The sequence below is a fragment of the Streptomyces sp. NPDC002698 genome, from assembly GCF_042888945.1.
Classification (GTDB): domain Bacteria; phylum Actinomycetota; class Actinomycetes; order Streptomycetales; family Streptomycetaceae; genus Streptomyces.
The window spans coordinates 13510-36435 of sequence record NZ_JBIAQM010000046.1 but is presented as its reverse complement, the minus strand read 5'-3'; the positions used below and the strand labels follow the sequence as shown (position 1 = coordinate 36435).

16 protein-coding genes and 1 riboswitch are annotated in these 22926 nt (G+C 72.6%); of the genes, 8 read left to right on the top strand and 8 right to left on the bottom strand.

Going from position 1 to position 22926, the window contains the following annotated elements:
• Positions 1-88: 88 nt before the first annotated feature.
• Together ACFYW9_RS36740 and ACFYW9_RS36735 are read left to right on the top strand one after the other, a co-directional pair.
• A complete protein-coding gene (locus ACFYW9_RS36740; RefSeq protein WP_389159437.1) occupies positions 89-1378 on the top strand; it encodes a PspC domain-containing protein in 1290 nt (429 codons plus the stop codon).
• Complete coding sequence (locus tag ACFYW9_RS36735; RefSeq protein ID WP_351868357.1) at positions 1375-2139, top strand: response regulator transcription factor; 765 nt, start codon at positions 1375-1377, stop codon at positions 2137-2139. Before ACFYW9_RS36740 ends, ACFYW9_RS36735 begins: the two co-directional genes overlap by 4 nt.
• Before the next feature lie 84 nt (positions 2140-2223).
• Here ACFYW9_RS36735 and ACFYW9_RS36730 read toward each other — a convergent pair whose 3' ends face one another.
• Positions 2224-3327, bottom strand: coding sequence for an NlpC/P60 family protein (locus ACFYW9_RS36730; protein WP_389159436.1), 1104 nt, complete (start codon positions 3325-3327; stop codon positions 2224-2226).
• A 520-nt stretch (positions 3328-3847) separates the two neighbouring features.
• On the opposite strand from ACFYW9_RS36730, the gene ACFYW9_RS36725 reads away from it, so the two are divergent.
• Positions 3848-4201 carry a hypothetical protein gene (locus tag ACFYW9_RS36725; protein WP_326785966.1) on the top strand — a complete coding sequence of 118 codons (354 nt, stop codon included), beginning with the start codon at positions 3848-3850 and terminating at the stop codon, positions 4199-4201.
• Between the two features lie 105 nt (positions 4202-4306).
• Here the strand turns inward: ACFYW9_RS36725 and ACFYW9_RS36720 are convergent, their stop codons facing one another.
• Positions 4307-5287, bottom strand: coding sequence for a tellurite resistance/C4-dicarboxylate transporter family protein (locus tag ACFYW9_RS36720; protein ID WP_389159435.1), 981 nt, complete (start codon positions 5285-5287; stop codon positions 4307-4309).
• Between the two features lie 135 nt (positions 5288-5422).
• Entirely contained in the window at positions 5423-6592 is a 1170-nt protein-coding gene (locus ACFYW9_RS36715) for an NlpC/P60 family protein (protein WP_389159434.1), read from the bottom strand.
• Between the two features lie 7 nt (positions 6593-6599).
• A riboswitch (cyclic di-AMP (ydaO/yuaA leader) is annotated at positions 6600-6769 on the bottom strand.
• A 372-nt stretch (positions 6770-7141) separates the two neighbouring features.
• On the opposite strand from ACFYW9_RS36715, the gene pcrA reads away from it, so the two are divergent.
• Positions 7142-9628 carry a DNA helicase PcrA gene (pcrA, locus tag ACFYW9_RS36710; RefSeq protein ID WP_389159433.1) on the top strand — a complete coding sequence of 829 codons (2487 nt, stop codon included), beginning with the start codon at positions 7142-7144 and terminating at the stop codon, positions 9626-9628.
• A 149-nt stretch (positions 9629-9777) separates the two neighbouring features.
• Here pcrA and ACFYW9_RS36705 read toward each other — a convergent pair whose 3' ends face one another.
• Together ACFYW9_RS36705 and ACFYW9_RS36700 are read right to left on the bottom strand one after the other, a co-directional pair.
• The gene (locus tag ACFYW9_RS36705) at positions 9778-11472 is read right to left on the bottom strand and encodes a peptidoglycan DD-metalloendopeptidase family protein (protein ID WP_389159432.1); all 1695 of its coding nucleotides are present in this window, start codon (positions 11470-11472) and stop codon (positions 9778-9780) included.
• Positions 11473-11725: 253 nt separating this feature from the next.
• Positions 11726-12589, bottom strand: coding sequence for an esterase/lipase family protein (locus tag ACFYW9_RS36700; RefSeq protein WP_389159431.1), 864 nt, complete (start codon positions 12587-12589; stop codon positions 11726-11728).
• Positions 12590-13374: 785 nt separating this feature from the next.
• Here ACFYW9_RS36700 and ACFYW9_RS36695 point away from each other — a divergent pair.
• Entirely contained in the window at positions 13375-13791 is a 417-nt protein-coding gene (locus ACFYW9_RS36695; RefSeq protein ID WP_037626795.1) for a cobalamin B12-binding domain-containing protein, read from the top strand.
• Between the two features lie 503 nt (positions 13792-14294).
• Here ACFYW9_RS36695 and ACFYW9_RS36690 read toward each other — a convergent pair.
• The 3 genes from ACFYW9_RS36690 to ACFYW9_RS36680 are packed head-to-tail and all read right to left on the bottom strand — an operon-like array spanning position 14295 to position 17408.
• On the bottom strand, positions 14295-15908 hold the full coding sequence (locus tag ACFYW9_RS36690; protein WP_389159430.1) for a DUF5691 domain-containing protein: 1614 nt from the start codon (positions 15906-15908) through the stop codon (positions 14295-14297).
• 25 nt (positions 15909-15933) lie between these two features.
• Positions 15934-16059 carry a hypothetical protein gene (locus ACFYW9_RS36685; protein WP_389159429.1) on the bottom strand — a complete coding sequence of 42 codons (126 nt, stop codon included), beginning with the start codon at positions 16057-16059 and terminating at the stop codon, positions 15934-15936.
• Positions 16053-17408, bottom strand: a complete 1356-nt coding sequence (locus ACFYW9_RS36680; RefSeq protein WP_389159428.1) for an SWIM zinc finger family protein — start codon at positions 17406-17408, stop codon at positions 16053-16055. Before ACFYW9_RS36680 ends, ACFYW9_RS36685 begins: the two co-directional genes overlap by 7 nt.
• Before the next feature lie 133 nt (positions 17409-17541).
• On the opposite strand from ACFYW9_RS36680, the gene ACFYW9_RS36675 reads away from it, so the two are divergent.
• From ACFYW9_RS36675 to ACFYW9_RS36665, 3 genes are read left to right on the top strand one after another with little or no spacing between them, the layout of a single operon-like run.
• On the top strand, positions 17542-18687 hold the full coding sequence (locus ACFYW9_RS36675; protein ID WP_328449095.1) for an AAA family ATPase: 1146 nt from the start codon (positions 17542-17544) through the stop codon (positions 18685-18687).
• The gene (locus ACFYW9_RS36670) at positions 18684-21377 is read left to right on the top strand and encodes a DUF5682 family protein (protein WP_389159427.1); all 2694 of its coding nucleotides are present in this window, start codon (positions 18684-18686) and stop codon (positions 21375-21377) included. Before ACFYW9_RS36675 ends, ACFYW9_RS36670 begins: the two co-directional genes overlap by 4 nt.
• Positions 21374-22537 carry a VWA domain-containing protein gene (locus tag ACFYW9_RS36665; protein WP_389159426.1) on the top strand — a complete coding sequence of 388 codons (1164 nt, stop codon included), beginning with the start codon at positions 21374-21376 and terminating at the stop codon, positions 22535-22537. Before ACFYW9_RS36670 ends, ACFYW9_RS36665 begins: the two co-directional genes overlap by 4 nt.
• The last annotated feature ends 389 nt before the right edge of the window (positions 22538-22926 follow it).

The following is a 22926-nucleotide window of genomic DNA, read 5'->3' as shown; positions in this document are numbered from 1 at the left end:
CTGTTCGGACGGCGATTCCTGAAGATCAGGGGAGTTTCGGGGGCCGACCCTGATGCTCCGGTACGCCGGGCGTGTGACGATCGATGGCATGCCGGAAGCCGCAGTCATGCCCGCCGACGACCCGCGGCCCCCGCGCAAGCTCTACCGAAGCAGCGACGGACGCTGGCTCGGGGGCGTGGCGCGAGGGCTCGCCGGGCATCTCGGGCTGCCCGTGGTCTGGGTGCGGCTGGTGTTCGTCGGACTGTTCATGGCGGACGGGCTGGGCGCGCTCCTTTATGCCGCGTTCTGGTTCTTCGTGCCCCTCGGCGTCGGCGGCGTCGGCTCCGGCCGCGCGCCGGCGTTCACCACCGAGACCTCGCCCGACGGCCGCCGCAGACTCGTGGCCCGCAAGCCGGACAAGGGCCAGATCGTCGCCCTGCTCCTCATGGTCGTCGTGGCCATGGTCTTCGTCGGCAACGTGAATCTCGGCGGCGGCACGCGGGTCTATTTGTGGCCGACGGTCCTCGTCGGCGCGGGCGTCGCCCTGGTCTGGCGCCAGGCGGACAACGCGCGGCGGGCCCGCTGGGCCGAGGTCGGCCGCCGTCGCCGTACGCTCTCGCTGCTGCGGTCCGCGGCGGGCGTGCTCCTCGTCACCGCGGGCGTCTCCGGGATCTTCGTCCTCCAGGGTTCCGCGGCCCACCTCGGCTCGGTGCTCCAGGCGGCGCTCGCGGTCCTCGTCGGCATCGCGCTGCTCGCCGGCCCCTATCTGATCCGGATGACCCAGGACCTCTCCGAGGAGCGCCTGATGCGCATCCGCGCGCAGGAGCGGGCCGAAGTCGCCGCCCACGTCCACGACTCGGTGCTGCACACCCTGACCCTGATCCAGCGCAACGCGGAGAACGCGAACGAGGTGCGGCGCCTCGCCCGCGCCCAGGAACGCGATCTGCGGGCCTGGCTCCACAAGCCGGACGGCAGTGGCAAGGCCGAGGACGAGGAGCCCGACACCGTCGCCGAGGCGGTCCGCGGCCATGCCGCCGAGGTCGAGGACAAGCACGGCGTCCCCATCGAGGTCGTCGTCGTGGGCGACTGCCCGCTCGACGACCGTCTGACCGCGCAGATGCAGGCGGCGAGGGAAGCGATGGTGAACGCGGCCAAGTACGGTGGCGAGGGCGGCGCCGTGCAGGTCTACGCCGAAGTCGAGGGCAGGACGGTCTTCGTGTCCGTCCGCGACCGCGGCCCCGGCTTCGACCTCGACGCGATACCCGCCGACCGCATGGGCGTCAGAGAATCGATCATCGGCCGTATGGAGCGCAACGGCGGCACGGCGCGACTGCGCGCGGTGCCGGACGGCGGCACGGAGGTCGAGCTGGAGATGGAGAGGGTGGAGAAAACGTCATGAGCGACACGAACGAGCCTGTGGAGTCCGGCGGTTCGGCCGCGGAGGCCTCCGGTGCCGCAGCATCCGCGGGCGCCGCTCCCGCGGCCGGCGCCGAGGGCGGGCGCCGGGTGCGCGTGGTGCTCGTGGACGACCACCGCATGTTCCGTACGGGGGTCCAGGCCGAGATCGGGGAGACCGCGCGGACCGGCGTCGAAGTGGTCGGCGAGGCCGCGGACGTCGACCAGGCGGTCACGGTCATCACGGCCACCCGCCCCGAGGTCGTCCTCCTCGACGTCCACCTTCCCGGCGGCGGCGGTGTCGAAGTGCTGCGCCGCTGCGCCCCGTTGATGGCCGACGCCGAGCAGCCGGTCCGTTTCCTCGCGCTGTCCGTGTCGGACGCCGCGGAGGACGTGATCGGCGTGATCCGCGGCGGCGCCCGGGGGTACGTCACCAAGACGATCACCGGCACGGATCTCGTGGACTCCGTCTTCCGCGTCCAGGACGGTGACGCGGTCTTCTCCCCGCGCCTCGCCGGATTCGTCCTCGACGCCTTCGCCTCCACCGACGCCCCGCCCGTCGACGAGGACATGGACCGCCTCACCCAGCGCGAACGCGAGGTCCTGCGGCTCATCGCCCGGGGGTACGCGTACAAGGAGATCGCCAAGCAGCTCTTCATCTCCGTCAAGACGGTCGAGTCGCACGTCTCGGCGGTGCTGCGGAAGCTCCAGCTCTCGAACCGGCACGAGCTGACGCGCTGGGCGACGGCGCGGCGACTGGTCTGACGCGGTCCGGCCCGGCTGGACCGGGACGGGCGGGAGCCCCGGGCGACGGACGGCCCGGGGCCCGCGGCCTCGCCGCTCAGGAGATCACGCGACCCGGGTGGCTCCGGCGAAGGGCATCTCCGTGATCGGGGCCACCCGCACCGGCGCCGACGGGTTCGGCGCGTGGATCATCTGGCCGTTGCCGACGTAGATGCCCACGTGGGTGATGCCCGCGTAGAAGAACACCAGGTCGCCGGGCTGGAGTTCGGAGCGGGCGACCCGCGTGCCGGCGTTGATCTGGGAATAGGTCGTGCGGGGCAGGGAGACGCCCGCCGATCGGTACGCGGCCTGGGCGAGCCCCGAGCAGTCGAACGCGTTGGGGCCGGTGGCGCCCCAGACGTAGGGGCTGCCGAGCTTCGCGTAGGCGTAGGCGACGGCGGCCGCCGCCCGGGAGTTGGGCGCCGCCGCGGTGTCCGCTCCGGCGGCACCGGACGTGCCGGAGGCTCCCGACGCCGCGACGGGGGCCGGATCGCGGGACGCGTCGCGCGAGGCATGCTGCTGGTCATCCACGCCGCCTCGCTCCGCGTACTGCGTGCGCTGCTGCGGCGTGAGGCGGTCGAGCAGCCGGCGGGCCGCGCCGAGCTTCTCGTTGACCGTCTTCTTGTGCTGCTTCAGCTCGGTCTGACGCGACTTGAGGGCCGCCAGTTCTATGTGCGCCGCCCCACGCAACTGCTCGAGCTCACGGAGCTGTTTGCGTACCCCGGCGATCTTTGCCGACTGCCGGGTGCCGACCCGCTCGGCGAGCGCGGCATCCTCCAGATACCGGTCGGGGCGGTCGGAGAGCGCGAGTTGCACCACGGGGTCGAGCCCACCGCTGCGGTACTGCGCCGCGGCCATCGAACCCAGCGCGTCCCGGGCCGAGTTGAGCCGGTCCTCCCGGCGGGCCGCCTCGTCGCGGAGCTTGCTCAGGTTCGCCTCCGCCCGGCCGGCCTTCTCCTTGGCGCCGTTGTACTTCTCTGTAGCGGCCTCCGCCTCCTCGTACAGCTTGTCGACCCTTGCCTTCACCTGCGCCGCGGACAACTGGGGGTCGGCGTGGCCGACCCCGTCGAAGCCGGTGGCCGTCGCCGCGCCCGCGAGGGCGATGGTGACCGCTGTGCGGGCCGTGTTTCCGCCGACCGAACGCTGTCTGGCCTTGCGGTGCGCTGCCACGAGGGCCCACATCCTTCCGTGCGACCGCCCTTGAGGTGCGGTCAAGCGGTGACACGTCCGGCGGCGGCTCACACAGGGGGAGCGTGCCGCCGCCGGACCTTCTCGGCGGTGGTGTCCGACTGCCGTCCCTGGCCCGGACGGTGGTGGGGAGCCGGTCACCTGGTGGAGGACGCTAAACCTGGGAGTGAGCTGTTGGTAACGCTATGTACGGAACTATCGCTATTGGATCGCCGAGAGGCCAAATGTGACCAAGATTCCGGCCGTACGTCATCGGCTTCACGCAGGGTGATGACCGAAGCGGCGATTCCCGGACGGCCCGCGCGGTGCAGGTGCTATGGCTGGCGCGCGACGGTCCAGTGGCGAGGGAGTGCCGACCGGGGCCGGAGCGCGACGGGGGGCCGGTGGGGCGGGACGGTCCGGGGAACGGGCGGGCGGCGGGCAGGAGTGGGTCCAGGGTGCCTGGTGGGAAGGGGCGGCCCGGTCGGGAGGGCCTCAGGGGGTGCGATTAGGCTCCGGCCCCATGGACGTACTCATCCATCTCTTCGTCGGCCTGCACATCATCGGCATCGCCGCGCTCCTCGGCGGCTTCCTCACCCAGATGAAGGCGATGGGCAAGGGCACCGCCCGCTTCGTCCCGGCGATGCTCCACGGCGCGCTGACCATGCTGGTGACCGGTGTCGCCCTGGTCGGGCTCAACCAGGCCGAAGGCGGCACGGTCAACACCGTCAAGATCGGTGTGAAGCTGGCCCTGCTGATCGTGATCCTCGGGCTCGTCTATGTGAAGCGGGACGACGAGACGGTGGACAAGCGGCTCTTCGGCCTGGTCGGACTGCTGACCGTCGCGAACATCTTCATCGCCGTCCTGTGGACCTGACCGGCGCGCACTTCCCGTCCCGGCGGAGCTGACCGGCGCGCACTTCCCGCCCCGGCGGACCCGGCCGGCGGCCTCGCCCCCGTGGCGAGGGGCCTGCCCGCCGCGTCACCCCCGTACCTCGGACCTGAAGGCGAGAGCGGTGCCCGCGGCCGCCAGGAGCCATGCCGCCACCGCGATCCACAGCAGCACCTGCCCGGTCCCCTTGAGCCAGAAGACGTCCAGGGCGGCCGAGACCGCGAGGGCGGCCACCGCCGACATCCCCATCGGGAAGACGGACGACCAGCGCCGTACGTCGTACCGCGGGCGCGGCCACAGCACCTCCGCGACGGCCAGCAGGAAGTAGCAGGCGAGGTCCAGCACGAGCAGCGCGCCGGTCGTGGAGCGCAGGACGCCCTGGTCGTCGTTGTTCCACAGATACGGATTCACGTCGTGCGCCACGACGAGCCCGGTCCCGGCCAGCGCCGAGATGCCCAGCGCGCCGGCCGCGATCCAGTGGTCCCCGGCGCCCTTCCGCACCTCCCGCGGGTCGAAGCTCGCGAACGAGAGAACGTAGAGCGCGATCCCCACCCAGAACAGCGTCATCGCGGCATGCGCGAGCCAGTCCGAGCCCACCTCGGCGGCGATCGCCGAGCCGAGGACCGAGAGCCCCTGCGTGGCCACGCAGACGAGGAACACCTCTCCCGTCATGCGGCGCCGCCAGTGCCGCAGCACGGTCAGCAGCAGGACCGGCCAGAGCACGGCCGACAGCGCGAGCAGGACTTCGGCGAACGTCCGCCACCCGAGGGTGGCGAAGCGGGTGCCGAGCACGGTGGTGGCCGCGACCGCGTCGAGCCCCGCGGGGGTGGCGGCCCGTCGCGCCCATTGCTCCCGGTCGCCCACCAGTCGTCCGAGGAAGTCCGAGGCGAGCCCGGCCCAGGTGAGCGACGCGAGGACCAGCGCGATCCCGGACAGGACCTCGTAGCCGGTCAGGTGCAGCCCGATCGAGAGGATGCCGGTGGCCATGACGGCGGCACCGGCGGCGGGGGCCCACCCCGCCCACCAGGTGCGGAGCGGAATGGTGTCCGTCATGTCCGGTGTGTCTGGCATGCGTCGATGCTAAGGACCCGTCGAACGGTTGCGGGCGGGCCACGCGCGGGCGGGGACGAAAACGCGGGGCACGCGCGCGGGCGTGCGGGAGAGCCCGGAGCGCGTGCCCCGCGTGAGGGGCTTCCGTGTCCCGGTCTACGCCGGGCGCACGACGCTGTGGATCGCGGAGGTGCCGTCGTAGTAGATCGACTCCTCGCGGACGTACGCGCCCGGCTTCGGCGCGTGGATCATCATGCCGTCGCCGATGTAGAGGCCGACGTGGCTGAGGTCGTCGTAGAAGAAGACCAGGTCGCCGGGCCGGGCGTCGGCGAGGGCGACCGTCGTGCCCGCGTTCACCTGGTCGTAGGTGACCCGCGGGAGGCTGACGCCGGCGGCCTTCCAGGCGGCCTGGGTCAGGCCCGAGCAGTCGTAGGAGTCCGGGCCGGTGGCGCCCCAGACGTACGGCTTGCCGATCTGCGCGCGGGCGAACGCGAGCGCCTCGGCCGCCTTCGACGAGGAGCCCGTGGCCGTCGATCCCGTCGACGACCCGGAGGCCGAGCCGGAGGCCGTGCCGGTCGTGGTGCCGGACGACGACTGCTGCTGGGCGGCCTTCTCGGCGGCGGCCTGCTGCCGTGCCAGCTCCGCCGCCTCGGCCGCGGCCTGCTCCCGCTTCTTCTTCTCGATCGCCGCCAGCCGCGCCTTTTCCTCGGCGTTCAGTTCCGAGAGCAGGGAACGGGCCTCGGTGAGCTTGTGCTGCACGGTGGCCCTGGACGTCTTGAGCGCCTTCTGCGAGGCGGTCAGCGACTCCAGGCTCCGGGTGGCCTCCGCCCGCTTCCTGGTGGTGGCGGCCTGCTCGGTGATGTAGTCGTCGACGGCGGCCTTCTGGCGAGTCGTCAGACGGCTCATCAGCTGGGTCTGGTCGAAGTAGTCCTGGGGGTTGTCCGCGAGCAGCAGGGTCGCGGTGTCGGGCGCGGAGGCCCCGGTGCGGTACTGCGCCGCGGCGAACGACCCCAGTTCCTCGCGCGCGGTGTTGAGCTTCTCGGTGCGCCGGGCGACGTCGTCGAGCAGGGTGTCGACGCGCTCGCGCTGCTCGGCGGTCTTCTCCCGGGTCGCGTTGTACTTCTCCGTGGCCGTCTCGGCCTGGTGGTAGAGGTCGTCGACCTTCTTCGAGACCGCTTCGATGCTGGGCCGGGGCTCGGCCGAGGGGGCGGCGTTGGCGGTCTGGGAGAGCAGGGCCACGGAGGTGAGGGCCGCTGTGGCGAGGGCCGGGGTCCGTATGCCTGCGATGCGCGCACCCGTGGGGCGCGCTTTGCGGTGTGACGCCAAGAGAGGCGACTCCTTCCGTCATCCGCCTACCGAGTTAGCTGTCGGGTTCGGGCGGGTGGTTCCGGAAGGCTGCCCTACGGTCCTTGCCCCACAAGGCGGTCGGACCGATTCACCCCAAGGTCGGTGGGTCCCCGGCTCCGGGGCCTCGCGGCGTACCGGACTCGGCGGAGGCCGCTCGGCCCGGCGAGGTTCGCCGGTCGCGGTCGAGCGGCCTTCCGGCACGCTAGCCAACCGGTGTGGCCCGTGTGAAGGTTGATGTGCGATATGCCCGATACGTTTTCGTGACCATCGCCGTGCGACCCGCGGGCGGCGACCCGCTCGTCCGAACCGTCGAACGGGCCCCGCCCGCTCCGAACGGCTCGCCGGAGCCGCTCGCCGACGGGGTCTCGCGCCGGGTGACCGCCCGGCCGCTTCTCGTCACGGGGTGTGACGCGTCATGGCCGGAAGGCCGGCTTCCCCGGGGTGACCGCCGGGACCCTGGTCACACTTGCGGCCGAGTTCTCGAGGCGGCGGCGGGCTGTCGGTGGGGCGGCCTAGACTCGGAGAGCGATGAGCAGCCTCTTTGACGACAGCTTCCTGGCGGACCTCAAGCCCTCCGCGGCCCACGAGGACGAACACCCGCCGCCGCCCGAGGACGATCACGTACCGGAGCCCGTTCCGGACGATCTGTTCGGCGGGAAGTTCGACATGCCGCCGAGCCGGGACGCGTACTACCGCGACGGCGCGCCCAGGCCCGCCGTGGACCCGGCGGCCCTGCTGGACGGACTGAACGAGAACCAGCGCGCGGCCGTGGTCCACTCCGGCTCGCCGCTGCTCATCGTGGCCGGTGCCGGCTCCGGCAAGACCCGCGTGCTCACCCACCGGATCGCGCACCTGCTCGGCGAGCGGAACGTCCACCCGGGCCAGATCCTCGCGATCACCTTCACGAACAAGGCCGCGGGCGAGATGAAGGAGCGCGTCGAGGCGCTCGTGGGCCCGCGCGCCAACGCGATGTGGGTGATGACCTTCCACAGCGCCTGCGTCCGCATCCTGCGCCGCGAGAGCAAGACCCTCGGCTTCACCTCGTCGTTCTCGATCTACGACGCCGCCGACTCCAAGCGTCTGATGGCGCTCGTCTGCCGTGATCTCGACCTCGACCCCAAGCGGTTCCCGCCGAAGTCGTTCAGCGCCAAGATCTCGAACCTGAAGAACGAGCTGATCGACGAGGAGGACTTCGCCGCCCAGGCCTCCGACGGCTTCGAGAAGACCCTCGCCCAGGCGTACGCGATGTACCAGTCGCGGCTGCGCGAGGCCAACGCGCTCGACTTCGACGACCTGATCATGACCACGGTCAATCTGCTGCGCGCCTTCCCGGACGTCGCCGAGCACTACCGCCGCCGCTTCCGGCACGTCCTGGTCGACGAGTACCAGGACACGAACCACGCCCAGTACGCGCTCGTGCGGGAGCTCGTGGGGACCTCCGAGCACCCCGTGGACGTACCGCTCGGCGAGTACGACCTGGCACCCGCCGAGCTGTGCGTCGTGGGTGACGCGGACCAGTCGATCTACGCCTTCCGCGGCGCGACCATCCGCAACATCCTCCAGTTCGAGGAGGACTACCCGAGCGCGACGACGATCCTCCTGGAGCAGAACTACCGCTCCACCCAGACGATCCTGTCCGCCGCCAACGCGGTCATCGAGCGCAACGAGTCCCGCCGCCCCAAGAACCTGTGGACCAACGCGGGCGCGGGCTCGAACATCACGGGCTACGTCGCGGACACCGAGCACGACGAGGCCCAGTTCGTCGCCGAAGAGATAGACCGTCTCACCGACGCGGGTGAGGCCAAGGCCGGCGACGTCGCGGTCTTCTACCGCACGAACGCGCAGTCCCGTGTCTTCGAAGAGATCTTCATCCGCGTCGGCCTGCCCTACAAGGTCGTCGGCGGCGTCCGCTTCTACGAGCGCAAGGAGGTCCGGGACGTCCTTGCGTACCTCAGGGTGCTGTCCAACCCCGAGGACTCCGTCCCGATGCGCCGCATCCTGAACGTGCCCAAGCGCGGCATCGGCGACCGCGCCGAGGCGATGATCGACGCCCTCTCGCAGCGCGAGAAGATCAGCTTCCCGGCGGCGTTGCGCCGCGTCGACGAGGCCTACGGCATGGCCGCGCGCTCCACCAACGCGGTCAAGCGGTTCAACACGCTCATGGAGGACCTCCGCACGATCGTCGAGTCCGGCGCGGGCCCGGCCACCATCCTGCAGGCGGTCCTCGAACGCACCGGCTATCTCGCCGAGTTGCAGAACTCGACCGACCCGCAGGACGAGACCCGGGTCGAGAACCTCCAGGAACTCGCCTCCGTGGCCCTGGAGTTCGAGCAGGAGACCGGTGAGGGCGAGAACACGGGCGGACTCGCCGCGTTCCTGGAGCGGGTCGCGCTCGTCGCCGACTCCGACCAGATCCCGGACGAGGAGGACGGCAACGGCGTCATCACCCTGATGACCCTGCACACCGCCAAGGGCCTCGAATTCCCCGTGGTGTTCCTGACCGGCATGGAGGACGGCGTCTTCCCGCACATGCGCGCGCTCGGACAGGTCAAGGAACTGGAGGAGGAGAGGCGCCTGGCGTACGTCGGCATCACGCGCGCGCGGGAGCGGCTCTACCTCACCCGGTCCTCGGTGCGCAGCGCCTGGGGCCAGCCCTCGTACAACCCGCCCTCCCGCTTCCTCGAGGAGATCCCGGCGACCCATCTGGACTGGAAGCGCACGGGGGCGACGGCGTCCAGGCCCGCCGGTCCCGTCTCCGGTGTCGCCGCCTCCCTCTCGGCCTCGCGTTCGCGGTCCGCGGCCTCGGGTGCCTCCGGGTTCGCCACCCGCCGCGGCGGGACCGAGAAGCCGGTGGTCTCGCTGGCCGTCGGGGACCGGGTCACGCACGACCAGTTCGGCCTCGGCACCGTCGTCGGCGTGAAGGGGACGGGCGCGAACGCGGAGGCGACGGTCGACTTCGGAGAGCCCAAGCCGAAGCGGCTGCTGCTGCGGTACGCGCCGGTGGAGAAGCTGTAGTCCGCGAGACCGTTCGCGTGAACCGGTCGACGGGGATCGCGGTCACGGATCCGGGCGACGGATCGCGGTGACGGATCCGGATGACCGGTCGCAGGGCCCTTGGCCGTCCGGAGACGGCCGGGGCCCGCGGTCACGCGGCGTCCGGGTTCTTACGTGGGGTCCAGGCCGTGGCTGCGCAGCCACGGCAGCGGGTCGATCGCCGCACCGCCGGCCGGGCGGACCTCGAAGTGCAGGTGCGGGCCGGTCGAGTTGCCGGAGTTCCCGGAGAAGGCGATCTGGTCACCGGCCTTGACGGCGCTTCCGGAGGGGAGACTGTACGTGGAGAGGTGGCAGTACCACGTCTCGGTGCCGTCCATCGCGGTCACGATCATCATGTTGCCGTAGGCGCTGTTCCACTGCGTCCGGACGGTGCCGTCGGTCGCGGCCAGCACCGGCGTCCCGTAGGAGACGGGGAAGTCGATGCCCGTGTGCACGGACATCCAGTTGACGCCGGCCTGGCCGAAGTAGGCGCTGAGGCCCTGCCGCACCACGGGAAGAGCGAACTTCGGACGCAGCCGCTCCTTGCGGGCCGCCTCCTCCGCCGCCTTCTTCTTCTCCGTCGCCTGCTGGGCCTTGAGGTCGATACGTTCCTGCGTGCGGCTCGCCCGGTCGGCGAAGTCGTCCGCGCCCGCGGACAGACTCTGGAGCTGGGTGTCCAGCTTGATGTTGGCGGCCGACGGCTTCACCGAGGTCACGTCGGAGGCGCTGGTGGTCGTGTCCTTCGAGTCGTCCCCGCCGAGGCCGCCGACACCGCCCACGGAGGCGGCGGCGATCCCCGCGACCCCCATGACACAGGCCGAGGGCACCGCGACGGTCAGCAGAGCGGAACGTTTCGCGGGGCTGCGGCGCCGGGCACGGGAAGCACTGCGCGTCGCGGGACGCCGGACCGGGGTGATCTCTTCCATGTCGTCGAGCAGCGGCCTCTCGCGCCCCTCGTCGTACGGGTCGTAGCCGCCGTCGGGGCCGGCCGTGTCCGCGAGGTCCTCGGCCGCGTCGGACTCGTCGTCCTCCGCGGCGAGTTGACCGTGGGTCGCCTGGTCGAAGGTCGCGGTCGCCTGCTGGTCGAAGGGAACCGGGTCCGACGCGTCGGACACTCCCTCGTACGTCATGTCGAGCTGCGTCAGCTCGTGGTGGTCGTACGACTCGGACGCCGCCTGCGGCTGTTCGTACGACTCGGGCTGCTGATGCTCGTAGGACTCGGTCCGCGGGTGTTCGTACGACTCGGCTTGGGGGTGCTCGTACGACTCGGGCTGCGGGTGCTCGTACGCCTGGTACGTGTCCTGGCCGCCGGCGACGTTCCACTGCGTGGCGTCGTACGCGCCCGTTTCCTGCGTCGGCACGGTCCAGTGCTGGGTCCCGTCGAGCGGCTGCTCGGGCTGGATCCAGCCGTTCGCGTCCCACTGGCCCGAGGCGTCGGGGCCCGGGTGCTGCGCGGGGATCTCGGCGTGCTGCTGATAGCCGTTCGTCCAGGCCGTCGTGTCGTGGGCGCCGGTGCCGTAGGCGGTTTGCTGCGCCGCGTACGGGTCGTAGCCCAGCGGCTGTTGGGCTCCGGCGTTCCACTGCGTGGCGTCGTACGAGCCGGTGCCGCCCGGCATGGTGCCGAAGAGCGGGTCGCCGGCGAAGTCCGTGCCGGAGTAGGCGGCCGCGTTCGCTCCCGGGTCGGGGACCGAGCCGGCGTAGTCGCCGTACGCGGTGAAGTCGCCGTACTGGGCTTCTTGCGCGCCGTAGGGCGCGTAGAGCGCCGAGGCGGCGTCGGAAGCCGGAGCCGGGGGAGTCGCGATCCCCGACGGGTGACGGTCGTTCACCAACTTCTCTTTCGCCTCGACAACAGGGGCTGGCAGAGCAGTGCGGCGACTGTACCCGGCGGTATGCGGGCGCGACAATCTTCGGCAGGTTTCCCCTTCGCGGGAAACGGGCATTCGGCCGTGTTTCGGGGGAGGGCGGGCAAGGGCTTGGCCTGGCGTTCGATAACTGTTCGAAGACTTGGGTTGCCGGGAGGGTCGTCGGGCGGCCGTCAGCCCTCCCGACGGCCGCCCTCGGACCGTTCCGTGCCGCCTCTCACGCCACCGTGAGGCCGCCGCTCCGGACCACGGCGAGGGACCCCGGCATCTCGATGTCGAGTGCCTGCCGGATTCCGGTCGCGACGGCCGGATGCACGGGCAGCGCGAGATGGCCGACACCGCTCACGCGGACGTTCTGGGCGAGCAGGTCGGGATGCTCGACGCAGGCCGTCTCCAGCGGGTCCATCAGATGGTCGAGATCGCTCCAGAAGCTGACGAACTGCGTACGGCAGCCCGGAGCGGGGCCGGTCAGTTCCTCGATCACCGCGGAGCCGGGGCGCATCTGGCGGACGATCGGGTGCGCGTTCATCAGGGGCGCGACGCGGGTGCCCGAGTGCGGGGTGCCGAGCGTGACGAGTGTGCGGACGTGGCTGTCGCCGCCGAGGCACTGCACGTAATAGCGCGCGATCAGCCCGCCGAGGCTGTGCCCGACGATGTCCACCCGCTCATGACCCGTGCGCTCGCAGATCTCCTCGATGTGCCGGCCCAGCAGCTCCGCCGCCGTACGGATGTCGCACGTCAGCGGCGAGTAGTTGAGGGACTCGATGTGCTGCCGGCCGTGCTGGGCGAGATTGCGGCGCAGCAGGACGAAGACGGAGCGGTTGTCGATGAAGCCGTGCAGCAGGACGACCGGGGGCTTGGCCTCGGTGGGCAGCGGGGCGGCGACGTCGGGCGAGGGGAGCGGGTGTCCGGTCCGGCGTTCCTGGATGATGCCGGAGGGATAGAGGAGGAGGTGCCCGGCGAGGATCGCGAGCTCCAGGGCCGTTGCCTTCAACAGCGCCACCGACAGCCCTGCCAGTTTCGTCGGAAACAGGCGCTGGCACAGGGGGATAAGGGGCGACGCAGCCTCGGTGACCTTCATGGCCGACCTCCAGTCGGCACGCGGGAGGACCACTCCGTCCCCCGTGTGCCCTAGTGGAAAGCCGTGAGGTCGGCGACGGTGGCGGCCGACGGAACGTCTCCGGTGTGGGAGACCGGTGACGCTACGGAGCGCTCGGCCGAAGGGCGCGGTATACGACGTCGACCCCGGCTCCCCGACGTCCGCCGTGCTGGGTGCACCGGCGTCGTGTCGTGGCGTGGAGTCGCCCTCGTGATTCCCGTGGTCCTGCTGCCCGGCCTCGCTCCCCGCTGTCGTGCCGTCACCGATGTGCCCCAGCACCACGCCGTCCGCTGACGACGCGACGGTGCGGCCACCTGGTCGCGGCTCTTCTTGCGCCCGCCTCCGGCAGTGGCCCGTACGCCGCAGGTCCCTGCGGCGCCAGTGCCGCCGTACGGAACCGTGCGCGGCGAACTTGTCCCAGTGTGTGATTTCCCCCTCGCTCTCCACCGCGAAACTGCCGCTTGCGGGATGCTGGCGATAACGTTCGTTCACTTCCCGGGCCGAAAGGGCCCGGGACGCCTGTGCCGCTTGGCGCGATCGGCGATCCGGAGCGATCCGGTGTGGCGAGCGGAAAACTGAGCGATATGTGTCGATGGTCAGTAGTCGGCGCGGTCGACGGACGCCTGTTGGTGACAACGGGTAGTCAATACTGGTCAGTCGGTGAACCTTCGGCCAGTTGTCGGCCGTCGTCCGGTGGTGGTCGTCGCAGGCATGTGCCGGCAGTCCTCGTCGGTACAGGTGGAAGCAGTCCGTTGATGGAGGCAGTGATGGGTGTGGCAGCCGGTCCGATCCGCGTGGTGGTGGCCAAGCCGGGGCTCGACGGCCACGATCGTGGGGCCAAGGTGATCGCGCGGGCGCTGCGCGACGCCGGTATGGAGGTCATCTACACCGGGCTCCATCAGACCCCGGAGCAGATCGTCGACACCGCGATCCAGGAGGACGCCGACGCGATCGGCCTGTCCATCCTGTCCGGTGCCCACAACACGCTCTTCGCGGCCGTCATCGCCCTCCTCAAGGAGCGCGAGGCCGAGGACATCAAGGTCTTCGGCGGCGGCATCATCCCCGAGGCGGACATCGCCCCCCTCAAGGAGAAGGGCGTCGCGGAGATCTTCACTCCGGGCGCCACGACGGTGTCCATCGTGGACTGGGTACGGGCGAACGTCAGGCAGCCGGCCGGCGCGTGACCGGGCGCCGGCGCCATCCCGGGTGACCGCCGGGTGCCTGGGCCTGCTCCGGCCCGGGTGACCGCCGGTAGCCTGAGCCTGCTTCGGCCCGTGCGACCGCCGGGCGCCTGCGCCCGAGTGAGCGCCGGGTGCCTGGGCCTGCGTCGGCCCGCGTGACCGACCGGTGCCCGTGTTGCTTCGTGCGGGCACCGGTGACCTCCGGTATCTCCGGCGCCGGAGCGGTTCGGCGCCGGAGAGTTTCGGCCTTGCCGGGTTCTTCGGGCGGACGGGTTCTGCAAGTACCGGGTTCTCCGAGTACCGGGTTCTCCGAGTACCGGGTTCTCCGGCTCTTCGGGTTCGCCCGGCTTCTTCGTGTCGCGCGGTGTCCCGGGAGCAGGGAGCAGAGCGCGGGGCGCGGGCGGACCGGGGCGGAACCCGGCCGGTCCCGGACGCTGGCCGCCCGGCCCACGGCGAGGGGACGTGCCGGGCCAGGTGGCCCTTTCACCGCACGGCCGGAGGGGCGGTCATGGCGCCGTGAGCTCGGCGGACATGACCGCTCTCAGCCGCAGGGTCGTCACGAGCCGCTGGAAGGCCTCGGCCCAGTAGTCGCCGGACCCCGGTGCCGCGTGCTCCGACTCGTCGGGGACCGAGGTGAGCCCTTCGAGCCGTCCCGCCTCGGCCGGGTCGAGGCAGCGCTCGGCCAGCCCCATCACCCCGCTGAAGCTCCACGGAAAGCTCCCCGCGTCCCGCGCGATGTCGAGCGCGTCGACCACCGCCCGCCCCAGGCCCCCCGCCCAGGGCACCGCGCAGACCCCGAGCAGCTGGAACGCCTCGGACAGTCCGTGCGTACCGATGAACCCGGCCACCCACTCGGCCCGCTCCCCGGCGCCCAGCGTCGCCAGCAGCTTGGCCCGCTCGGCCAGCGACACCGCCCCGGGTCCCCCGGCCTCCGGAGCGGAGGGCGGCCCGAGGAGCGCCCTCGACCACGCGGGATCGCGCTGGCGCACCGCCGCCCGGCACCACGCCGCATGCAGTTCCCCCTGCCAGCCGTCCGTCACGGGCAGGGCCACCATCTCCTCCGGCGAACGGCCGCCGAGCCGCTCCCGCCAGGTCGCGAGCGGCGTCGCCTCGACCAGCTGGCCCAGCCACCATGACCGTTCGCCCCGGCCGCCCGGGGGTTTCGGCACCACCCCGTCCCGTTCCATCGCCGCGTCGCACTCGTGCGGCGCCTCGACCGTGATCACCGGTGTTCCCCGGGTACGGTCGACGGCCACGCACGAGGCGGCCCTGTCCGCCATCCTCGCGGCGAGCGCGGACCCCGGCAGGGCGGACAGCAGCTCGGCCGCCGTCGCCCGGACGTTGCGGCTGCGGTCGGCCAGCGCCCGCTCCAGGAACGCCTCGTCCTCGGCGCACAGTCCGGACCGCAGCGAGTCGAGGAACATCAGCCGGTCCTCGGCCCGCTCCGTCGCCCAGGTCGCCACCAGCAAGGCGCGTCCGGCGGCCGGATCCTTGGCCCGTACCGCCGCCAGCAGCGCGACCCGCTCCGCGAACAGGCCCTCCTGCCAGAGCCGTTGTATGTCGCCGGCCTCCTCCGGCAGCGCGGCGGCGCCCGACGAGGAGCGCAGCGCGAACCGCCACTCGGGGTTCAGCCGGGCCAGCCACAGCGCCCGCGGCCCGGCGAAGTCGAGTACGGCGGGCCGCAGGTCCGTGCGGCCCCGGGCCGCGTCGAGGAGTGCGGGAAGGGTCCCCGGGGGCGCGGCGAATCCACGCGTGTTCGCCAGGGCCAGCCACTGGGGCAGCAGCTCCATGAGGTCGGGTGCCGTGCCTCTGCGGCCACCGCCGCCCGCGCCGGGGCGGTCCGCCAGCAGGGTCGCCAGCCTTCGGGCCGCGGCGGGCGGCAGCGCGGCCCGCGGGTCAGGTGCCGCGGGCTCCGGCCGGGCCGCCGCGCGTGCCGGCCGGACTCCGGCCCGCCGCCGCACGGTCTCCACGGCCGCCGCGTCCAGCAGCGCGACAGGAGCCTGCTGCCCGGGCCGTTGTCCCGGAAGCGTGCGCCGCTCGGTGCCGAGCAGCGCCACGGTGACGAGCTCCTCCCAGGAACCGCCGGCGGGCGCGCCCGCCGATGCCGGTGCTGTGGTCATGAGCGTCCTTTCCGTACGAAGCGCGTCAGCGGCGGCCGGGCGCCGGACCGCTGGTCGGGGTGGCGAGGGTGACGAGGCCGCCGAAGGCGGCGCATGTGGTGGGGGCGGCGCATGTGGTGAGGGTGGCGGGGGTGATGACCGGGGTCAGCACAGCGCCACCGCCTCGCCCTCGCCCTGCGGCCACGCCGTGAGCGGAGTGAAGCCGCGGTGGCCGCACTCGCCGAAGACCGTGACCGGTGCGCCGCCGGACAGGGCGACCAGGCGCCACAGTTCGGGCCGGGACCGCGAGGAAGGGCTGAGGGGGAGAGCCGACTCCCCGTCGAAGTCGGCCAGTTGCCATGAGTCGCCGTCCGGGACCGGGACGACCCGCTCCAGGGTGACCGGGCAGGAGTCCAGCCAGGGGTCGGCGCGCAGCGCTTCTCCGTAACGGGCGGCCGCCTGGGGCGTGGTCAGCCCCGTCGGCCGTATCGCCGCGGGTGCCGGGGGAGCGAACCGCTCGCCCAGCGCCGCCCGCAGCTGGCCGGCGCCCGGGTACGCGGACACCTCCGCCTCGAAGGCCAGCCCCACCGGAAGCGTCAGTTCGGGTGCCCGGCCCGCCGCGCCGTAGGAGAGGAGCAGGGCCGTACGGCCGGACTCGGCGCCGTACAGCCAGATCCTGCGGGTCGTGAGCCGGGCGTCCGCCGTGTCGTACTGCGCGAGGACCAGCCAGCGGTCACGCACCGGCGGGCCGTCCGCGGAGCCGGGCAGTCCGACGCGGGAACGGACCGTCGTGGCCAGGTCGTCCGGCAGCCGCTCGCGCCGCAGCCAGCCCTGGTCGAGAAGGTGCAGCAACGCGCACTCCTCCAGCAGCCGCACGGGCCAGCCCGGCCCCGACGACGGGATCGCCCCCAACTCCCTTACACGCGCGGCCAGACCGGGTGCCTGCGCGTCGACCATCCGGGCCGCCGTCTCCTCCCACATCCCGTACCCCGCCCGCTCGGCGGAGGCGAGGCCGCCGCGCAGCAGGTCCGCCAACCGCTGCTCCAGCTCGGCCGCCCCCGCGGTGATCCGCTCGGCCCGCCGTTCGGCCCTGCGCCGCGCCGCCTCGGGATCACCCGGCGAGGCGGCTCCAGATCCCCCGCCCGCCAGGTTCTTGTCCTCCGCGTGCCTGCGTCGTCCCTCCAGCCACTGGGCGGCCCAGTCCGGTGCCTGCGCGGACGGCACCGCTCCGTCCGCGCCCGCCCAGAGGAGCAGCAGTCCCAGCGCGTGCTTGCACGGGAACTTCCGGCTCGGGCAACTGCACTTGTAAGCGGGACCCGCCGAGTCCGCGATGTCGACGACCGTCTGATACGGCTTGCTGCCGCTTCCCTTGCACAGTCCCCATACCGTCCCCTCCTCCGTACTGCCCGCCTCCGACCACGGTCCGGCCGCGCCGAGCTTGCTCCCCGCCTTGCGTGACGCGGCGTCAGGCGCCAGTGCCAGCACCTGATCCGCCGTCCAGCGCACCGCCTGCTGTGTCATGCCATCGAAGGTAGGACCCACCACTGACAATCGATCCTCGCGAGCACATTTGCGCAGCTCAGAGGGCATTGTCAGTGGCGTGGTGCACGGTGGAACCAGATCCGAACCGGCCGAGCTGGAGGGGGACCGAGGCATGTCCGTGTCCGTAGAACCGACGTCAGTTGACGCACCCGCGGGAGAGAAGGGGCCGAGCCGGCCGAGCGAGGCGCTGCGACCGCACGCCGAGCACGCCTTCGCGGCCGAACTCGCCGCGCTCGCCGCGCAGGACGACCGGCCGCGCCCGGAGCGCTGGCTGCTGTCGCCCTGGGCCGTGGCCACCTATCTGCTGGGCGGCACACTGCCGGACGGCACCGTGATCACCCCCAAATACGTGGGGCCGCGGCGCATCGTCGAGGTCGCCGTCACCACCCTCGCCACCGACCGGGCCCTGCTCCTGCTCGGGGTGCCCGGCACCGCGAAGACCTGGGTGTCCGAGCACCTGGCGGCCGCGGTCAGCGGCGACTCGACCCTGCTCGTGCAGGGCACGGCCGGCACGCCGGAGGAGGCCATCCGGTACGGCTGGAACTACGCGCGGCTGCTCGCGCACGGGCCCAGCCGGGACGCGCTCGTGCCGAGCCCCGTCATGCGGGCCATGGCCGAGGGCATGACGGCCCGCGTCGAGGAACTCACGCGCGTGCCCGCGGACGTGCAGGACAGTCTGATCACGATCCTCTCCGAGAAGACCCTGCCGATACCGGAGCTGGGCCAGGAGGTGCAGGCCGTCCGCGGGTTCAACCTGATCGCCACGGCCAACGACCGGGACCGCGGGGTCAACGAACTCTCCAGCGCCCTGCGGCGCCGTTTCAACACGGTGGTGCTGCCGTTGCCGGAGAGCGCCGAGGCCGAGGTCGACATCGTCTCGCGCCGGGTCGACCAGATCGGCCGGTCCCTCGATCTGCCCGCCGTGCCCGACGGCGTCGACGAGATCCGCCGTGTCGTCACCGTCTTCCGGGAGCTGCGTGACGGGATCACGGCCGACGGCCGGACGAAGCTGAAGTCGCCGAGCGGCACGCTGTCCACGGCCGAGGCGATCTCCGTCGTCACCAACGGCCTCGCGCTGGCCGCCCACTTCGGCGACGGCGTCCTGCGGGCGAGCGACGTCGCGGCCGGCATCCTCGGCGCCGTCGTGCGCGACCCGGCCGCCGACCGCGTCATCTGGCAGGAGTACCTGGAAGCGGTCGTCCGCGAGCGGGACGGCTGGAAGGACTTCTACCGCGCCTGCCGCGAGGTGAGCGTATGAGCGCCGGGCGGGACGCCGGGCCACCCGCGTCGGGGGGCGGGGCGATCGTCCGGGGTCCGGGGCCGTCGCTGCTCGGTGTGCGGCACCACGGGCCCGGGTCGGCGAGGGCCGTACGGGCGGCGCTGGAGGCGGCGGCACCCCGGGTCGTGCTCATCGAGGGACCGCCCGAGGCGGACGCCCTGGTCCCGCTGGCCGCCGACAAGGACATGCGGCCGCCCGTGGCGCTCCTCGCCCACGTGGTGGACGAGCCCGGCCACTCGGCCTTCTGGCCGCTGGCCGAGTTCTCACCGGAGTGGGTGGCGATCCAGTGGGCCCTGGAACACGGGGTGCCGGCCCGCTTCATCGACCTTCCGGCCGCCCACACCCTGGCCGGGCGGAGAGAGGGGACGGACCCCGAGCGGGACGGGCCGGTGAGCGCGCCCTCCGACACCCCGGCCGGAGAGCCCGGCGCCCGCGGCCCCGGAGGCGAGCCCGCGCCGGAAGCCGAACGCGGTCTCCCGGACGGGTCCGGCCCCGCGGAAGCTCCCGGCGTCTCGGCTGATCCCGGTCCTGCGGGTGATTCTGGACCTGCCGATGACCCCGGCCCCTCGGGTGATCCCGGACAGCCGGAAGCCGCCGGTGGTTCCGGCCGTTCCGCCGACGGGACCACCCTGCGGATCGACCCCCTCGCGGTGCTCGCCGAGACGGCCGGTTACGACGATCCGGAGCGCTGGTGGGAGGACGTGGTCGAGCACAGGGCGGGTGCGGCGGACGACCCGTTCGCTCCGTTCGCCGTGCTGGAGGAGGCCATGGGGTCGCTGCGCGAGGCGTACGGGGTCGGCGGACACGACCGGGACCTGGTGCGCGAGGCGTACATGCGGCTCCAGATCCGGGCTGCGCAGCGGGAGTTCGGGGACGACGTGGCCGTGGTGTGCGGGGCCTGGCACGTCCCCGCGCTGCGGCGGAAGACCACGGTCGGCGCCGACCGGGCACTCCTCAAGGGGCTGCCCAAGGCCAAGGTCCAGCTGACGTGGGTGCCCTGGACGCACCGCCGGCTGTCCCGGGCCAGCGGTTACGGAGCGGGCATCGACTCGCCGGGCTGGTACGGGCATCTGTTCAGCGCCCCCGACCGACCGGTCGAGCGGTGGATGACGAAGGTGGCCAGGCTGCTGCGCGACGAGGACCGGGGCGTGTCGTCGGCCCACGTCATCGAGGCGGTGCGACTGGCCGGGACACTCGCCGCGATGCGCGGTCGCCCGCTGCCGGGACTGACCGAGACCACCGACGCCGTCCGGGCCGTGATGTGCGAGGGCTCGGACGTTCCCCTGGAACTGGTGCGCGACCGGCTCGTGGTCGGCGAGGTGCTCGGCGAGGTGCCGGAATCCGCTCCGGCGGTGCCGTTGCAGCGGGACCTCGCGCAGGCGCAGCGGCGGCTGCGGCTCAAGCCCGAGGCGCTGGAACGGGAGATGGAACTCGACCTGCGCAAGGAGACCGACGCGGGGCGCAGCACGCTGTTGCACCGGTTGCGGCTCCTGGGCATCGCGTGGGGCGAGCCCGTGATGTCCCGCGGCAGCACGGGCACCTTCCGCGAGACCTGGCGGCTGCGCTGGGAGCCGGAGCTGTCGGTGCGGGTCGCCGAGGCCGGTGTGTGGGGCACGACCGTGCTGTCCGCCGCGACGGCCAAGGCCGAGGCGGACGCCGTCGGCGCGCCCTCCCTCGCGGATGTCACGGCCCTCGCCGAGCGCTGCCTGCTCGCAGGGCTCCCGGACGCGCTGCCCGTGGTGATGCGGGTGCTCGCCGACCGCGCCGCCCTCGACACGGACGTGGGCCATCTCGCGCAGGCCCTGCCCGCGCTCGTCCGCTCCCTGCGCTACGGCGACGTACGCGGCACGGACACCCACGCCCTCGCCGATGTCGCGGCCGGCCTCGCCGAACGCGTCTTCGTCGGCCTCCCCCCGGCCTGCGCCGCCCTCGACGGCGACGCCGCCGAGGAGATGCGCCGCCACCTCGACGCCGTGCACGGGGCCGTGGGACTGCTGGAGGAGACGACCCCGGGGGCCGCCGAGTCCGGGGGGATCCGCGGGCGCTGGTACGCGGTGCTGCGGGTCCTCGCCGCTCGGGACACCGTGCCGGGTGTGGTCAGAGGCCGGTCCGTCCGCCTGCTCCTGGACGAGGGGGAACTGGCGCAGGAGGAGGCCGCCCGGCTCATGGGTCTCGTGCTGTCACCGGGCACGGAACCCGCGGACGGAGCCGCGTGGATCGACGGATTCGTCGGGGGCGGTTCCGGCGGCATGCTGCTCGTGCACGACGAGCGCCTTCTCGCGCTGGTGGACACGTGGCTGACCGGGGTTCCGGCGGACGCGTTCACCGATGTGCTGCCGCTGCTGCGCCGGACGTTCTCGGCGTACGAGACGGGAGTACGCAGGACCCTGGGCGAACTCGTCCGGCGCGGCCCGGCGCCGCGGGCGAACGCCGGGGCCGCCGGCTCGGGCTCCGGCTCCGGCATGCCCGGTTTCGCCCCCGACCTCGACACCGGGCGCGCCGACGCCGTCCTGCCGCTGCTGAGCCTGCTGCTGGGGCTGGCCGATCCCGGCGCGGACACCGGCACCGACGCCGGAATCAGCACCGACACCGGAACCGACAGCGGCATCGACACCGGAATCAGCACCGGCACCGACATCGACGACGATCTTGTGAGGGTGGCTCCATGACCGAGGTGGCGGCGGGTGCCGGAGACGAGCGGCTGCGGCGATGGCGGCTGGTGCTCGGCGGCGACGAGGCGGACGGCACCGGGCGCGTGCTCTCCGGCCGGGACGCCGCCATGGACGGGGCGCTGGGCGCGCTCTACGGGAAGGGGAGCGCGGGGCGGCCGGGGCGGGACCGCTCGGCGGGGCTCGGGGCGTCGGCGCCGTCGGTCGCGCGCTGGCTCGGCGACATCCGGACCTACTTCCCCTCCTCCGTCGTCCAGGTGATGCAACGGGACGCCATCGACCGGCTCGGGCTCTCCGCCCTGCTCCTGGAGCCCGAGATGCTGGAGGCGGTGGAGGCCGACGTGCATCTGGTGGGCACCCTCCTCTCCCTCAACAAGGCCATGCCGGAGACGACGAAGGAGACCGCGCGGGCCGTGGTGCGCAAGGTCGTGGAGGACCTGGAGAAGCGGCTCGCCACCCGCACCCGGGCCACGCTCACCGGCGCCCTCGACCGCAGCGCCCGGATCAGCAGACCCCGCCACCACGACATCGACTGGAACCGCACGATCGCGGCCAACCTGAAGCACTACCTGCCCGAGTACCGCACGGTCGTGCCCGAGCGGCTGATCGGCTACGGGCGTGCCTCGCAGTCCGTGAAGAAGGAGGTCATCCTCTGCATCGACCAGTCGGGGTCGATGGCGGCGTCGGTCGTCTACGCCTCCGTGTTCGGTGCCGTGCTGGCGTCGATGCGGTCCATCGCCACCCGGCTCGTCGTCTTCGACACGGCCGTCGTCGACCTCACCGACCAGCTCGACGACCCGGTCGACGTCCTCTTCGGCACCCAGCTCGGCGGCGGTACGGACATCAACCGGGCACTCGCCTACTGCCAGTCGCAGATCACCAGACCGGCCGACACGGTTGTCGTCCTCATCAGCGACCTCTACGAAGGCGGGATCCGCAACGAGATGCTGAAGCGGGTCGCGGCGATGAAGTCGTCGGGGGTCCAGTTCGTGACCCTGCTCGCGCTGTCCGACGAGGGGGCGCCCGCGTACGACCGTGAGCACGCGGCGGCGCTCGCCGCGCTCGACGCCCCGGCGTTCGCCTGCACACCCGATCTGTTCCCCGACGTCATGGCGGCGGCGATCGAGAAGCGGCCGATTCCGATTCCGGACACGAGGTGAGCGTTCCCGTCCTGAGCGCGGATGACCGGTTCGGGCCGGTTCGGGTACCCGGACGGCCGAAAGCCGGCGGATCCACCCGACCGGACCCCTGCGCGCCCGCCCGACAGGCTCCGCGCGGAGAACGGCCGGCCGCGCGGGACCCTCAGTGGCTGCTCACAGGGGCCTCACCGGGTGATCCCCGGCCAGGTGAGGGCCCCTCCGGGCCGGATCTGTGACAGGTATCACCGCCGTCGTGTGAGCTGCGATTTAGGGTCCCGTGCCCCACGGCGATAACCTGCGAGACGGACATGCCGCGCGCTCGGACACCGTGTGCGCCACCCTTGTGACAGCGGACGTCACGTTGCCCTTCGCGGCACGCCCACGCATCCAACGAACCGCGAGATCACTGA

Excerpts from the sequence above, each read along its gene's own strand:
- ACFYW9_RS36740 (WP_389159437.1), top strand. The coding sequence starts at position 89 with ATGCCGGAAGCCGCAGTCATGCCCGCCGACGACCCGCGGCCCCCGCGC.
- ACFYW9_RS36735 (WP_351868357.1), top strand. The coding sequence starts at position 1,375 with ATGAGCGACACGAACGAGCCTGTGGAGTCCGGCGGTTCGGCCGCGGAG.
- ACFYW9_RS36725 (WP_326785966.1), top strand. The coding sequence starts at position 3,848 with ATGGACGTACTCATCCATCTCTTCGTCGGCCTGCACATCATCGGCATC.
- ACFYW9_RS36720 (WP_389159435.1), bottom strand. The coding sequence starts at position 5,287 with ATGCCAGACACACCGGACATGACGGACACCATTCCGCTCCGCACCTGG.
- pcrA (WP_389159433.1), top strand. The coding sequence starts at position 7,142 with ATGAGCAGCCTCTTTGACGACAGCTTCCTGGCGGACCTCAAGCCCTCC.
- ACFYW9_RS36700 (WP_389159431.1), bottom strand. The coding sequence starts at position 12,589 with ATGAAGGTCACCGAGGCTGCGTCGCCCCTTATCCCCCTGTGCCAGCGC.
- ACFYW9_RS36695 (WP_037626795.1), top strand. The coding sequence starts at position 13,375 with ATGGGTGTGGCAGCCGGTCCGATCCGCGTGGTGGTGGCCAAGCCGGGG.
- ACFYW9_RS36690 (WP_389159430.1), bottom strand. The coding sequence starts at position 15,908 with ATGACCACAGCACCGGCATCGGCGGGCGCGCCCGCCGGCGGTTCCTGG.
- ACFYW9_RS36680 (WP_389159428.1), bottom strand. The coding sequence starts at position 17,408 with ATGACACAGCAGGCGGTGCGCTGGACGGCGGATCAGGTGCTGGCACTG.
- ACFYW9_RS36675 (WP_328449095.1), top strand. The coding sequence starts at position 17,542 with ATGTCCGTGTCCGTAGAACCGACGTCAGTTGACGCACCCGCGGGAGAG.
- ACFYW9_RS36670 (WP_389159427.1), top strand. The coding sequence starts at position 18,684 with ATGAGCGCCGGGCGGGACGCCGGGCCACCCGCGTCGGGGGGCGGGGCG.
- ACFYW9_RS36665 (WP_389159426.1), top strand. The coding sequence starts at position 21,374 with ATGACCGAGGTGGCGGCGGGTGCCGGAGACGAGCGGCTGCGGCGATGG.